This is a genomic window from Rhodopirellula halodulae, from assembly GCF_020966775.1.
In the GTDB taxonomy this organism is placed as follows: Bacteria; Planctomycetota; Planctomycetia; order Pirellulales; family Pirellulaceae; genus Rhodopirellula; species Rhodopirellula halodulae.
In genome coordinates, this window is the sequence record NZ_JAJKFV010000029.1 from 1015756 (window position 1) to 1029746 (window position 13991).

Below are 13991 nucleotides of genomic sequence, written 5' to 3' on the forward strand. Positions count from 1 at the left end.
TTCCGTTGGGCGGCTTATTTGATTGGCATGTGCTTGATCGATCGCATTTGTGTCGTCGATCGAACTGGTTGGCTGGCTGGCTCAGCGACTGCGGCCGGCGTCCAGGAGCCGTTGAAGTTCTTGCTTCATTTGCTCCGCACGTTTGGGTTCCGTCTTGCTCAGATCGTTCTGTTCCGCCGGATCTACTTCAAGATTGTACAAGGTGTACTGCGGAACTTGTTTGCGAGTCATCGAGAGATCGAAGTTGTAGGACTTCTTGTTGTCGTGACGCACCAGTTTCCAATCGCCAACTCGATAGCCGTAGTTCCCGAGTTTGCCGTTGTCTTGCTGAACCAAGTGTTCGCGGCCCTGGGCTCCCGATTGGTTCATCAACGCACCGAGAACGTTTTGGCTGTCCAGGCACGCGTCTGCTGGCAAATCTTGTCCGACCATTGCGGCGAGACTGGCCGCGAAGTCGATGGTGCAAACCATTTCGTCGCTGACACCAACGGGAATGGTTCCCGGCATGCGAGTGATAAACGGCGTTCGCGTTCCGCCTTCGTAAACGGTGTATTTGCCGCCTTGATAAATGCCATTGGGATCGTGGTCGCCAAGTTTTTCGTTGGCGTCGTCTTTGTAGCCATCATCGAGCACCGGCCCGTTGTCGCTGCAAAACACCAACATGGTTTTCTCGGTGAGTCCGTTCTCTTCGAGCGAACTCATCAGCTCACCCACACACCAATCCAGTTCGGCGATCGCATCGCCGCGCGGGCCAAGACCTGTGCTGCCTTGGAATCGTTCGTGGACCACGCGAGGGACATGCAAGTCGTGCGACGCGAAAAAGAGGAAGAAGGGTTCGTCTTTGTGGTTGGCAATCCAGTTTTTGGATTCGGCAACCCAACGATCCGAGAGGTCCTCGTCACGGAATCGAGCGGCGTGACCGCCGGTGTAGAACCCGATCCGGCTGATTCCATTGTGGATGGTTGAATTGTGTCCGTGTGACCAATCCATCTTCAACGTGTCACGGTGCGTGATTCCGGTGGGGTGATCGTCCGATGGTTTTTTGTTGCCCACCCAAAGCGGATCTGCCGGGTCCAAATTCTCGACTTCGTGATCCTTGACATACACTTGAGGAACACGGTCGTTGGTGGTCGGCAGCAACACGCAATGGTCAAAGCCGATCTCCAACGGGCCTGGTTTGAGTTCCCCATTCCAATCGGGGCCTTTCGACTTTTCGCCCAAGCCGAGGTGCCATTTGCCGATCACCGCCGTGGCGTAGCCAGCATCTTGAAGCAAGCTGGCGGTCGTCGTTGTTCCCGCGGGGATCAGTGCGGGGCTGTTGGGCGGTGCGATGCCGGTGCCAGGGACTCGAAACGCGTAGGTTCCGGTCAAAAAGGAATAGCGGGTTGGCGTGCAGGTGGATGCGGAGCAGTAACCGCTGGTGAAGCGGCAACCTTCGGATGCCATTCGGTCGATGTTTGGCGTTTCCAATCCTTTGGCTCCGTAGCAACCGATGTCGCCGTAGCCGAGGTCGTCCGCCATGACGATGACAACGTTGGGACGTTGCTCCTTGGCTGACGAAATACTGGGCAACAGCAAGCATGAGCCAACAACCGCGATGCAGATGGTCGACGTCAAACGCCAAGCGGAATTTAGTGACGAGTCAAAGAGCTTTGACATGGATTGATTCATCTTCAGAGGAGGTGGGGAAAGTTGGTGGGAACTGGATGAAAGTGATGACCGAGGCCGAGAGAGATGTGGCTCAGCCGACTGAAAGCGTTGCGTTGGAAGTTGCCGGCTGCAACGTATCAGGGCATCCAACGGCGACCCGGCATTGTACTTGGTTCGGATGCTTCAGATATGGGTTGTCGCGAAGTGGAAGCAACCGGATCCCCCACAAAGATGCGGTTTTGTCTATAGAAACAATCGCTTCGCACGGAAGAATTCGGAGGGTTAGGAACGGATGATCGTTGAACGCGGCAACGAATGGTTCGCATGAAAACAGCCGGTGAAGTCCGCAAAATACCGGGTGAGGGAATGCGTCACGTGGCAGCGGGTTTGCGTCGGTTCGGTTGCGGTTGCGTAGGAATTGGCGAAAGCGTTCGACTTCGTCGCGCGAGTGCGATGGAGATGGATTAAATTCGCAGGGACTCCGCAAGGAATGATCACAAAATGGAGCGAACAACTGATTGGTTCGTCCTACCCCGCCATCCCACCTCCTGTTCGATTGATCTATGAAAACTTGGTTCCCACTGGCAGCCATCGCGTTTTTCTTGACGCCGTTTGGAATGCCGAATGTCACCGTCGCCGACGAATCTTCCTCCTCCCCACTGGTTTACGAGGGTGAGGAAGGAATCGGCAAAGGCAAGCACATCGTGTTCATCGCCAACGATCACGAGTACCGCTCGGAGCAATCCTGTCCGACGCTGGCAAAGATTTTGGCAAAGCATCACGGGTTTCGCTGCACCGTGTTGTTCGGCATCAACGAGCAAGGCGAGATCCAAGCGGGTGATGCTCCCGTCCCCGGCATGGAAGCTTTGAAAGACGCCGATCTGTTGTTCTTCTTCACTCGATTCATGAAGCTTCCCGACGAACAGGTTGATTTGTTGGTCGACTACTTCGAGCGCGGCGGCCCTGTTGTCGGTGCTCGGACGTCGACTCACTGCTTCAACGGTCAACAAGGCAAATGGGCGAAGCTGAATTTCAACTACGAAGGCGACGACTACCTCGGCGGCTTGGGAGAACAGATCTTCGGCAACACGTGGCACTCCAAACGAGGACAAAGCCACTACGGCGGAAACCACAGTTCAAGCAGTCGTATCACCGCGCTCTCGTCGGCGAAGGATCATCCCATTCTGTCTGGTGTTGGCATAATGCACGCTTACAGCGGTGCTTACAAATCACAACCGCCAACGGGATCGACTCCGCTGGTCGAAGTCCAGGTGTTGAACACGTTCGAACCCAGCGACGATGTGAACGAGGATAAACCCAAGGTTTCGGCGGGGTGGACCACGGACCACTACGTCGCACCCTCGGGCGAGAAGAAAGACGCCCGAGTCGCTTACTTCTCATTTGGCGCCGGCGAAGACTTGCTCGACGAAGACACGCGACGGTGTTTCGCGAATGCTTGCTTGTGGGCACTCGGGATGGAAGATCAGATCCAAGCTGATTTGGACATGAGTTTGGTGGGATCGTTTGTTCCCACACCGTTCACAACCGGTGCGTTGTATCGAGATGGAGTCAAACCATCTGAATTGAGCGGATGGGAGAGCGAAATCATGCCGACGGATCATCCCCTGGGCGGCATGGAAAAACAGAAGATGGTTCGGAAAGTTCGCACCGCGTTGAAGGCTCGTCCGGAGTTAAAGGAACACGTGGCTGAGAAGTATCCCGATCTTTATGGCGATCTCGCCGATTGACGCAAAACGATCCTGACGCACTTCAGTCGAGGTTGAACGACTGATTTGCGGAGATCCGCAGTTTGCAGCACGGCCATGAGCGATGAAAACCATTGCTCATGGTCGTTTTTTGTGGGTGACTGGATGCGCCCAATTTAGCCGCGTTAAGGCGCTGCTCGGAACTGGTTTCGTGAAATCACTCGGTCAATTGTGATCATTGGCGAAATACTAATTTTGGTGATTGTCGTCTTTGAGATTGAGCTTTACTGTACTGGTTGACATCAGACTGATTGTTTTTAAACCAGCCGATCGTGTGGTGTCTTGCTCTGCGGTCCGCTACCCGGTGGAAGTTGTCGCCTCTCGCTGCGACGGTTTCACTCTACTAGGTGATTTGTATTCTCACTCGCATGAAGCATTCGTTTCTGCCACTCCTTGCGATCATGGATGTTGATCTGCGGTTGATGACCGTCAACATCGCATTTGCGCAGGAGTACGCCGGGACGTTGCGGGTATCATCTGGTTCGCCGTCGGGCGAAGGTAACCATGAGTCCTCTTTGACCGACGCTTTCATTGGTCGACCAATTCAAGAGGTCTTGTCGGGTGATTGTTTCGAGGTAATGCGTCCGCACTTCGAGCTAGCGATCAGCGGTGAGCGAACAACGCAATTGATCACGGATACCGATTCGGGGTCGATTGTTTATCGGGAAGTGAGCTACGACCCGCAGTATCAAGACGGCGCGGTCACCGGCGTCATTGTGGTCGCCGTCGACGTTACGGAAGACCGGCTCCGCGAATCAGAGCTCCACGAATCAAACGAGTTTGCGCGAGCCTTTTTGGAAAGCAGTCCGGACTGTGTGAAAGTGCTCGACGATCAAGGGCAATTGCTTTCGATGAACGTCAAGGGCATGTGCTTGATGGAGATCGAGGATTTCGAGCCGTACTACCAGCGGCCCTGGTGGAGCTATTGGCCGGAGCAGTCCCAGCCTTTCGTCAGGCGAGCGATTGCGGATGCGAAAGAGTTTGGCGAGGGGAGCTTCGAAGCCGAGTGCGCAACGGCAAAGGGGAATCCGAAATGGTGGGACGTGATCGTCACACCCATTCGCAATGACACTGGTGAGGTCAAGCACTTTGTAGCCGTTTCGAGAGACATCACCGTCAAACGATTGCACAAGGAAGAACTAAGAGAACGCGAGGAGCAACTGCGGCGAGTGATCGACAACATGAACTCGTTCGTTGGCATCATTCGCTGCGACGGAAGGTTGATGGAGGCAAACCAAGCCGCCGTCGATGCGGGTGGTGTGCAGCGGGATCAGGTGATTGGTGCGTTGTTTTGGGAAACACCTTGGTGGTCGCATGATGCTCAAGTCGCTGAGCAGATGAAGTCGGCGTTTGAAGCGGCTTGCAAAGGAGAACCTTCGCGATTTGATGTGTCGTATTGCAGCTTTGAGTCAGTGGCTCGGATGGTCGACATCTCGTTCGTTCCGGTGAAGGACGAATTGGGCGAATTTTCCTCGGTCATCGTTTCTGGATTTGACGTGACCGATCGATACGACTTTGAACAATCGTTGAGAAAAGCGACGGACGCGGCCGAGCAGGCCAATCGAGCAAAGAGCCAATTCTTGGCAAGTATGTCGCACGAGATACGGACTCCGATGACGTCGATCCTGGGTTATTCCGAGTTGATTTTGGACAAGCAGATCGATGAGGAAACCAGAAGTTATGTCTCGACAATCCAACGCAACGGCGACTTTCTGCTGGGGCTGATCAACGACATTCTGGATTTGTCGAAGATCGAAGCCGATCGGATGGAACTCTATGAAGAGTCCTTTGACCTGGTGAATTTGGTCGAAGACGTTCGCGAAATCATGCAGGTCCGGGCTCGGGAAAAGAATCTCGAGTTACGGGTTCAGTACTGTGGCGATCCTCCTCGATGGATCAAAGCGGACGCCAAACGGCTGCGGCAAATCTTGGTCAACTTGGTCGGCAATGCGGTCAAGTTCACTCATCGAGGCCATGTGCGTGTGCAAGTGCACTATGAGCAAGCTCCTGAAGAATTGGACGGTAAGGAATTGGATGGTGATGTCCAGCAATTGAGATTTGACATCGTCGACACTGGCATTGGCATTTCAGAGGAACGTTTGGGCAAGCTCTTTCAACCGTTTTCGCAGGGCGATCCGACCGTGGTCAGGAACTTTGGTGGGACCGGTTTGGGCTTGGTGATCAGTCAACGTCTGGCCGCAATGCTGGGCGGCGAGATTCAGGTTCGCAGCAAGGATGGCGAGGGCAGTTGCTTCTCGTTTCGAATGCGAGCGATTGCTGTGACTGAAACATCCGATGACGATTTGGGCGGGGCCGATACCATTGCTGCAGAAGCAATCAATCGGGTGGATGAACCTCAGCCGGTGATGGTCGGATCGATTGCGAATCGTGTCGTCGGTTCCCAAGAGTTGCAATGCAATGTGTTGGTGGCGGACGATCGGCGAGACATTCGTTTCTTGTTGAATCGAATTTTGTCGCAAGCGGGGGCCACGGTCGATGAGGTCGAAGACGGGCAGCAAGCGGTCCACTGGGTAACCCACAAAATGGAATCGGGCGGCATGCCGGATTTGGTGGTGTTGGACATGCAGATGCCAAACCTGGATGGTTTTGAAGCCACTCGAACTCTGCGAAGGATTGGCTACACCGGAGCGATCATTGCTTTGACCGCTGACGCGATGGATGGTGATCGTCGCCGATGCCTGGAGTGTGGCTGCGACGAATACATGAGCAAGCCGGTCGACTCAGCCACCTTGCTCGAGAAGGTGACTCGTTTGGTCGTTGACCCCTCGCCGGACAAACCGGCGGTGTAGCGAACTCAAGTTCGTTGTCGCCGGAATGATTGTCGCCGGATGAGATGGCATCGGCTCATCGGGCGACCTGTGGATCAAATCTCAAAGAATCAAAACCCGTGTGACTCAAAACCCGTAGATCGGTTGTTTGGGTTGTTCCTTCAGCGGCATGCCACATCCTGGTGTGGGGCACAACGCGTTGGAGGTTTGAATCCCACAATCGTCGATCAATCCGCCCTCGGATGTACCGACTAAGCCGAGCAAATAATCTGGCTCGATTGGGCCGGGATCGATCCAAAGTCCATCGGGCGTCAGTTCCATCGTTCCTAGGTCGAGGTCCAAGCTGCGACGCACGACTTCGAAGTTCACGAAGATATCCAACAGTGAGTTCTGAGAATTCAGCAAGTCGCTCAAAGCTGAAATCGTATCGCGAGCCGCGGTTGGGCCGCTGTTCAAACTGCGAGCGTCTCGGAAGGCTCGGATGTCCTCGTTGAGTTCCAGTTGGTTGGCGGCGATGCGAACCGATTGTCGTCCGAGTTCAAAGTTGACGCGGTTGGCCTGCAATTGACGAATGCTTGCCCGCAAGCCCTGCCAGACACTGTCTTCGAAGTTGTAATACGATCGTTTGGCTTGTTCGTATTCAATCAAACCTTGTCGGTAGGTGTTTCTTTCTTGCAAGCGAGTGATCGGAGCGTCCCAACGCAAACCGACTCGGATGGCGGTGTTGTCATTGTTAGGTAGGTTCGTCACGGCGTCGCGAGTGAAGCCGCCTGAAACCACCACGTCCAAGTCACTTTCCAAATCGTCCGCGAAGAACTCGATGCGACGGAAGGTGTCGACCAAGGCCGCACGAGCATTCGCCCAGTCCCGGCGATTGACGCGAGCGATCTGCAAAGCTTCTTCGGGGCTGATTTCTACCTCGGGAAGCACCAGCGATTCGACGCGAGCGCGGGCTTGGATCAGCTGCAGTGCGAGAACGTCGTCACCCAGAGCCGCCAAAAGGTCTTGGCTGGCAAGAATTACATCGTTGCGGACTTCGGCGGCGATTTTGACTCGGTCGGTTGAGTTCGGACCGGTGGTCAAGAAGGTATCGATACGCTGGTTCAGCTTCGCGACCGCCTGTCGGTAACCATCCAGTCGACCGGAGATTTCTTTGAATTGGGTGCCAAGTTCTTCGCCAAGTTCCAAAATGGGGTCGAGGTCAAAGATGGACTCGTCAACCGTTTCAATTCCCAGCAGCGAACAAACGGTGGCTTGTTCCTCGCGGTAAAGAGCAAGGAGCGACTCTGTTTGCTCACGTCGTTCGGGAATCATCGTGTTCAGTTGTTCCAAGTCGGCCTCGACTCGCGGGAGATCTTCGTCGATCAGTGCGCGAGTGAAGTCTTCAAGTGGTTCAATGGATTGACGCAGTCGTTTGACCAGTGCAACCGTTTCATCATTCCACTCCAGTTTGATTTCCGGCAACCCGGTTTCTGGATTGAGTGTGCTCTCGCTCGACTCCAACAATTCAATGTTGAGTTCGCCGGTTGCCAAACGAACTTCGATCAACTCTTCGCGGCGGCTGCGGAGTGTGCGGTCGATCAGTTCGAACCGTTCCAACATCGGGTCGTTGATTTGCACGCAGATGTAGGGTGGCAAACCGAGGTCGCGAAGGAATGAGTCGACCGAGTTTTGGTAGCCAACACGTCGTGAAACCAATGAGCTTTGGGAGTTCAGCAAGGCCGAACGAGCCTGAGCGATTTGAAGCCGCTGGCGAATGATGGCTTCGGGATCGTCGGGAATGGTGGTTAGCAGTTCGATCAGCGTGTTGTCGAGGATCACCAGGTTTTCGCCCAAGCGAGCGATGTTCTCTTCCAGGTTGCGAATCTGCAGTTGGTCTTGGAGCAATCCGATGAACCCGCCCGCTTGTGGAACACCGCCACCGCTGAAGCCGCCAAGGTTCGCGAAACCAGAATCAAATCCGGTGAAGGCACCCGTGTTGGCCGCGAACGTACCGCCGGAGCGGCTGACGCTGCTGTCGTTGTTGCGGCCGGTGACGATCTCTAGATAGAAGCCGCGGCGGAAACGTTCGAAGTTGCGGACGTTGGCCAGCAGTCGACGCTCGGAGAGCGTGAGCAGTTCCATGATCCGGTCACGACCGGCCCCGCGAAGCAGCGGTTGCAACAGCGTGAAATCGATCAATGTGCTGGTGGCTCGGGTGTCCGTTCCACTGAGGTTCCAAACGACTTCGTTGGCGAAGTTGACAACGAGGTTTGCACCCGTGGTGAAGTTGCGGGTGAGGGCCGCGTCGCCTCCCAGTGCGACAATCGAATCCGAATCACGCAAAGCACCAAAACGCCGGTCGTTGTGAGCGTAGCTGGCACCCAATCCCGCGAAGTACTGCGTGTCGAATTGGAACCGTTGGCTGGAGACGTCCAGAGCCGACAAATACAGCTGTTCAAGTTGTCGCTGGTAATCAGGGGAGTGCAGCAAAGCGATTTGGACCGCGTTCTCCGCGTTCAGTTCCAGAATGCCGTCTTCGTTAAGTGGCAAGAACTGCCACCAATCCGGGCTTTCGGCGGTGTTGGTCAGGCCCGCGGCTTCCCACATCGGGTACCCGCGTCGCCCGTCGACGCACTGCATGTACCGGTAGGACGCCGGGTCATCCAGCGGCATCGGTTGGAAGTCCAGGTCGAACGGGTTGTACATTCGGCTGCGACGATCCAGCTCGATCCGCAGCGGATGATCCACCGGACGGGCCACGTGAGACGCTTTTTCGTCCATCAAAGCGTAAGCCTCGTTATCGGCTTGCTTGCGATAATGAGTCCGATTGCATCCGACCGAGGTCGACAGGAGGCCGAGTCCGGATAGTATCCAAATGAACAGTTTTTTGTGCTGGGTCACAGTCGGTTCGCCTTCAAGGACCTGGGATGCGAGGCACCGGCTGGATTGCGGGGATCCGCCGGCGCGAGCGTTCTCACAGGTTGATTTCGGACGATCCGACGGACCGTCTTAACCGTCAGTGCGGTTCGAACCGGACGAACTGGCGCAACGTGAGCACCGTCGTAACGGATGTTCCGGTTGTGCCGGTCACTCGGTTGTTCTCAGGCGTCAGCGGGGACCGGATCGGAAAAGTTGACGAAAATTCTGCAAGCCGACGTGGGACTGGATTAAGCTAACGCGTCAAGGATCCTCTCTTGGTAGTTCTGCCGCTTCTCAATCTATTTCTCTGATGCAGTACGTACTTCTCCTCGTTCTGATTGTCGTGGTGATCGCACAGGCCATTTTGGTCTGGAAAGCGGCTCCGAATTGGCGGTGGTATCAGATCACGCCGGTCATCATCACGACGATTTTGGCCGTGATTTTCGTGTTTCCGGTCGCTGGCGCCCTGAAAAGCCGCTCTGCGTGGCACAAAGTCAAAGAGGAGTTGGAAACACGATTGGCGACGGTCGAAGCCGAGCAATTGCAGTTGCGCTATGGCGACCCCAACGACCCGATGTCGGGGGAAGGTGTTCTGCCAATGGCCCAGAAATTGTCCAAGTTAGCAACCGAAGCCGGCCGCCGCTGGCGCGGTTTGCGTTTGGCCAACGCAGATTTCACCAACGGCGGACAGGTTGTTTTGGCCGCTCCGCAAACAGCGGATCCGGTCGATGGCATCCCGCAGGACGACGTCGGCGAGGAGGGCGAAGAAGAAGCCGCTCCCCTGCCGTTGATCCCGGATGGATTGGTGGTTTACGGATTCGCCGAGGGGCCGCAGCCAAATTTGAACGTGCCCGTGCCAATTTTCTACTTGGGCGAGTATCGCGTGACGGCGACGTCGCCCACTCAGGTGACACTGCAGCCAACCGCACCTCTGTTGCCGCAGCAGCGTCAGGCCATCGAAGGGCGACAAGCGGTCAGTTGGTCGATCTATGAGTTGCTACCGTTGGACGGCCACGAGCCTTTCATCGCGGAGGGCAGCGTCGCGGACGACAACAACGTCTTCGGGCGTGTCGACGATGAGCTGGTCAATCGCCTGCTGAACCGACCGTTGTCCGCTCAATCCAAAGCGGAATATTTGCGAGATGGCACGCGTTCATTGCCGGATGACGAGCCGTTGACCAAATGGGTCAAAATTGAATTTACCAAAAATCACTCCATCGTCGTCGACAGTCCCGATCAACGTGGTGCGTTGGACGGCGGGTTTTTTGACGGAAGTGGGCGTGCGGTCGACAGCCGGTTGCAGCAGGGTGCCGAAGGAAAGGTCAAGTTTTCAAAGGGCGATTTGCTGATCGTGAAGGAAGAGGCCGCCGATGCGTTGATCGATGAAGACGTCGCTCGCTTGATCGATACCTACTACATCCGTCCGCTGAATGATTACCGATTTGTCTTGCGGCGAATTCGATTGCGGTTGGCGGAGCTGAACACTCGCACGCAAGAACTGACTTACGAAAACGAAGTGCTGCAGCGTGCCATCGATGCGACCGTGAAGATGACCGCTTCGGGACAAGCCGAGAAATTGCAGCTCGAACAGGACTATGCCCAGTTCGAGGAAGAACGCAAAGCTCTTGAAAGCTACAACGACAACTTGGCGTCCGAGTTGAAGACGACTCGAGAAAAGCTAGTGAAACTCTATCGCAGCAATCAGCAACTGGAACGAGAACTGGCGTCGTTCCATCAAGAGATTTCTGACTCGGCGAACTCTTTCGCATCGACTCGCTGAGGGGCGATCAGCTTGCGGATTGATGTCGATCAAAACCAGCATCGCAGCGATCGGTGGTGATGACCGCGAGGCAACGCCACGGCGAGTCGTTCATTGACGTTGTGGCGGGAGATGCCTTGACGGTTGAGCGTTGTTTGCCGACTGAGTGCTAGTTTCCGGCCGCCTGCATCTTTGCTGCCATCAGTGTGTTGTGAAGCAGCATCGCAATGGTCAAAGGGCCGACGCCTCCTGGAACAGGCGTGATCGCTGAAGCGACGTTTTCCGCCTCTGCAAATGCAACGTCGCCGACCAAACGGTCGTCGACGCGATTGATTCCGACATCGATGACCACGGCACCTTCGCGGATCATTTCGCCACGGATCATCTCCGGGCGGCCAACGGCGGCGATCAGGATATCAGCCGAGCGGCAGACCTCCGCCAAGTCTTGCGTGCGGCTATGAGCGAGCGTCACCGTGGCGTTGGCGGTCTCGGGTCCGCAGGTGCTGTCTTTCTGAGCGAGCATCATTGCCATGGGTTTGCCGACGATATCGCTGCGACCAACCACGACCACGTGCTTGCCGCTGGTGCTGATGTTCGTGCGGCTGAGCAGTTGAACGATCCCGTGTGGGGTGCACGGCAAGAATCGCGGCCGGCCCTGCATTAACAAACCCACGTTCACCGGTGAGAATGCATCGACGTCTTTGATTGGATCGATCGCGTCCAAGACCGCTCGTTCATCGATTCCGGTGCCGCCCGCTTCGGGGCTTGGCAGAGGCAGTTGAACCAGAATGCCGCTGACGGCGGGATCTGCGTTCAGCTCCGCGACTTTCGCTAGCAATTCGGCCTGCGTCGTGCTCGCGGGCAGACGGTCCAAACGGCTGGCGATTCCGGCTTTTTCGCAGGCTCGTTCCTTGTTTCGCACGTAGACCTGGCTGGCCGGGTCTTCTCCAACCAGGATCGCCGCCAATTGTGGGGGGGCGTTTCCAGCGGCAACAAACGATTCAACATCGGCAGCAACTTCGCTTCGAATTTCCGCGGCAATTTTCTTGCCGTCCAGTCGCGTAGCGGGCATCCCCAAGCCTTGATTTGGCGGAAGTCGACGCGGGGTCGACATGGTGAAAAATTGGATTAATCGGTATAAATGGCCGAGAACGAAATATCGGCCGCCTTTGGTCGACGCAAATCACACAGGATTTTTGACTCGATGTCTACCGACGCTTCCTCCACGAACGCTCCCCAAACCGACGCAACTGCGAAGCCAGTGAAGCTGAGCCCGGTTGAGAAGATCAAACAAGAGAGCCAGTTCCTGTCGGGCACGATTGGAGAGCAATTGGCGGATCCAGTGGACCACTTCGACAATTCGAATATTCAATTGTTGAAGTTTCACGGCACCTACCAGCAAGACGATCGCGACAAGCGAAAAGAGCTGAAGAAATCGGGCGGCGGCAAGGCGTACTCGATGATGATCCGCTGCCGAATTCCGGGTGGCCGGCTCAGTTCGCACCAAATGGTCGCGCACTTGGACATGTGTGATGAACTGGGTGATTCGACGCTAAAGATCACGACTCGCCAAACGTTGCAATTGCATGGAATTCTGAAGAGCGATCTGCGTGAGACGATCCGCCGCATCAACGAGGTCGAATTGTCGACCTTGGCCGCTTGCGGTGACGTCAACCGAAACATCATGTGCTGCCCCGCAAAGCGAGTTGGTGGCATCCATTCGCAGTTGAACGAATTCACGGACGAGCTCACGGAAGCTCTGGCACCGCAAACGCCGGCTTATCACGAACTTTGGATCACCGATCCAGACACCGGCGAAAAGAGTTTGGCAGGTGGCGGCGAACCGGAAGCGACCAGCGCTCCGGTGATTGACGAACCGCTGTATGGACCGACCTACTTGCCGCGAAAGTTCAAAATTGGGATCGCACTTCCCGACGACAACTGCATCGACATCTACACGCAGGACCTCGGTTTCCTCGCGGTGATCCGTGATGGAAACATCATTGGTTACAACGTCAGTGTTGGTGGCGGGATGGGACGCACACCAAGTGCGGCGAAGACCTTCCCCGCACTCGCCAAGCGGATGGCCTTTGTCACTCCGGAACAAGCGATCGATGTCGCCAAAGCGGTCATCATTGTTCAGCGTGACAACGGCAACCGGAGCGATCGCAAAGTCGCTCGTTTGAAGTACTTGGTCGCGGACTGGGGCGTCGAAAAATTCCGTGCGGAGGTTGAGAAAGTCTTCGGCGGACCTCTTCAGGATTGCACCGAGGACGACGTCCACGAATTCGACGATCACATGGGATGGCAGGAACAAGGCGACGGCAAATTGTCGTATGGCTTGAACGTCGAAAACGGACGCTTGTACGACAATGAGCAAACGCAACTGAAAGCGGCCATTCGTGAAGTCTGTGGCCACTTCAATCGTGAAATTCGATTGACCAGCCATCAAAGCATGATCTTCTGCGATATCGATCCGTCTGAGAAAGAAGAGTTGACCGCGATTCTGCAGAAGCATGGCGTTCGCACGACGGAGGAAACCAGCACGGTCCGTCGTTGGTCCATCGCTTGCGTCGCACTTCCAACTTGCGGTTTGGCAATCACTGAATCCGAGCGGCGATTGCCCAGCATCATCGATTCGATCGAAGAACCGTTGGCAAAATTGGGGCTCAGCAACGAGCGATTCACCATCCGGATGACCGGATGCCCGAACGGTTGTGCCCGACCTTACAACGCCGACTTGGCATTGGTGGGGCGCGCGGTTGGGAAGTACACCCTGTTCGCGGGTGGCGGCTGGTTAGGGAACCGACTGGCGTACATCTACAAAGATCAAGTGCCCGATGCAGAGGTGGCTGCTGAGCTGACCGGCATCTTTGCCGCCTTCAAAGCCAATCGCGAAGAAGGCGAATCGCTGGGAACATTCTGCGACCGAGTCGGTGCTGAAAAACTCGCTGAGTTGGCCGAAGCGGCGCCGATGCCTGCTTGATCGACAGCAGCATTCGCTTGATAGAAACATCAATCGCCACGTCTTGGATGACGTGGCGATTTTCGTTGGGTACTGGTTGTTGAAGGAGATTTGATCGAGCCAGTAGCCGCCATCAAGCATTGCCGTTCCGATACTCCAAT

Annotated in this window: 7 protein-coding genes; 4 read left to right on the forward strand and 3 right to left on the reverse strand. The window is 55.7% G+C overall.

Annotation, left to right across the window (positions count from 1 at the left end):
* Positions 1-81 precede the first annotated feature (81 nt).
* A complete protein-coding gene (locus LOC70_RS16800) occupies positions 82-1659 on the reverse strand; it encodes a sulfatase family protein (protein WP_230255147.1) in 1578 nt (525 codons plus the stop codon).
* A 554-nt stretch (positions 1660-2213) separates the two neighbouring features.
* On the opposite strand from LOC70_RS16800, the gene LOC70_RS16805 reads away from it, so the two are divergent.
* On the forward strand, positions 2214-3398 hold the full coding sequence (locus LOC70_RS16805) for a ThuA domain-containing protein (protein WP_230255148.1): 1185 nt from the start codon (positions 2214-2216) through the stop codon (positions 3396-3398).
* A 386-nt stretch (positions 3399-3784) separates the two neighbouring features.
* Positions 3785-6226, forward strand: a complete 2442-nt coding sequence (locus LOC70_RS16810; RefSeq protein ID WP_230255149.1) for a PAS domain-containing protein — start codon at positions 3785-3787, stop codon at positions 6224-6226.
* Positions 6227-6331: 105 nt separating this feature from the next.
* Here the strand turns inward: LOC70_RS16810 and LOC70_RS16815 are convergent, their stop codons facing one another.
* Positions 6332-9088: a hypothetical protein gene (locus LOC70_RS16815; RefSeq protein WP_230255150.1), complete on the reverse strand. Its 2757-nt coding sequence runs from the start codon at positions 9086-9088 to the stop codon at positions 6332-6334.
* Positions 9089-9416: 328 nt separating this feature from the next.
* On the opposite strand from LOC70_RS16815, the gene LOC70_RS16820 reads away from it, so the two are divergent.
* On the forward strand, positions 9417-10886 hold the full coding sequence (locus LOC70_RS16820) for a hypothetical protein (RefSeq protein ID WP_230255151.1): 1470 nt from the start codon (positions 9417-9419) through the stop codon (positions 10884-10886).
* Between the two features lie 148 nt (positions 10887-11034).
* Here the strand turns inward: LOC70_RS16820 and folD are convergent, their stop codons facing one another.
* Positions 11035-11937 (reverse strand): bifunctional methylenetetrahydrofolate dehydrogenase/methenyltetrahydrofolate cyclohydrolase FolD, encoded by a 903-nt coding sequence (folD, locus tag LOC70_RS16825; RefSeq protein ID WP_230256181.1) that lies wholly within the window; start codon positions 11935-11937, stop codon positions 11035-11037.
* Positions 11938-12069: 132 nt separating this feature from the next.
* On the opposite strand from folD, the gene LOC70_RS16830 reads away from it, so the two are divergent.
* Entirely contained in the window at positions 12070-13851 is a 1782-nt protein-coding gene (locus LOC70_RS16830; RefSeq protein ID WP_230255152.1) for an NADPH-dependent assimilatory sulfite reductase hemoprotein subunit, read from the forward strand.
* The last annotated feature ends 140 nt before the right edge of the window (positions 13852-13991 follow it).

Bases quoted from the DNA above. Each gene is read 5' to 3' on its own strand.
- LOC70_RS16820 (WP_230255151.1), top strand. From the start codon at position 9,417: ATGCAGTACGTACTTCTCCTCGTTCTGATTGTCGTGGTGATCGCACAG.
- LOC70_RS16810 (WP_230255149.1), top strand. From the start codon at position 3,785: ATGAAGCATTCGTTTCTGCCACTCCTTGCGATCATGGATGTTGATCTG.
- LOC70_RS16800 (WP_230255147.1), bottom strand. From the start codon at position 1,659: ATGTCAAAGCTCTTTGACTCGTCACTAAATTCCGCTTGGCGTTTGACG.
- LOC70_RS16830 (WP_230255152.1), top strand. From the start codon at position 12,070: ATGTCTACCGACGCTTCCTCCACGAACGCTCCCCAAACCGACGCAACT.
- LOC70_RS16805 (WP_230255148.1), top strand. From the start codon at position 2,214: ATGAAAACTTGGTTCCCACTGGCAGCCATCGCGTTTTTCTTGACGCCG.
- folD (WP_230256181.1), bottom strand. From the start codon at position 11,937: ATGCCCGCTACGCGACTGGACGGCAAGAAAATTGCCGCGGAAATTCGA.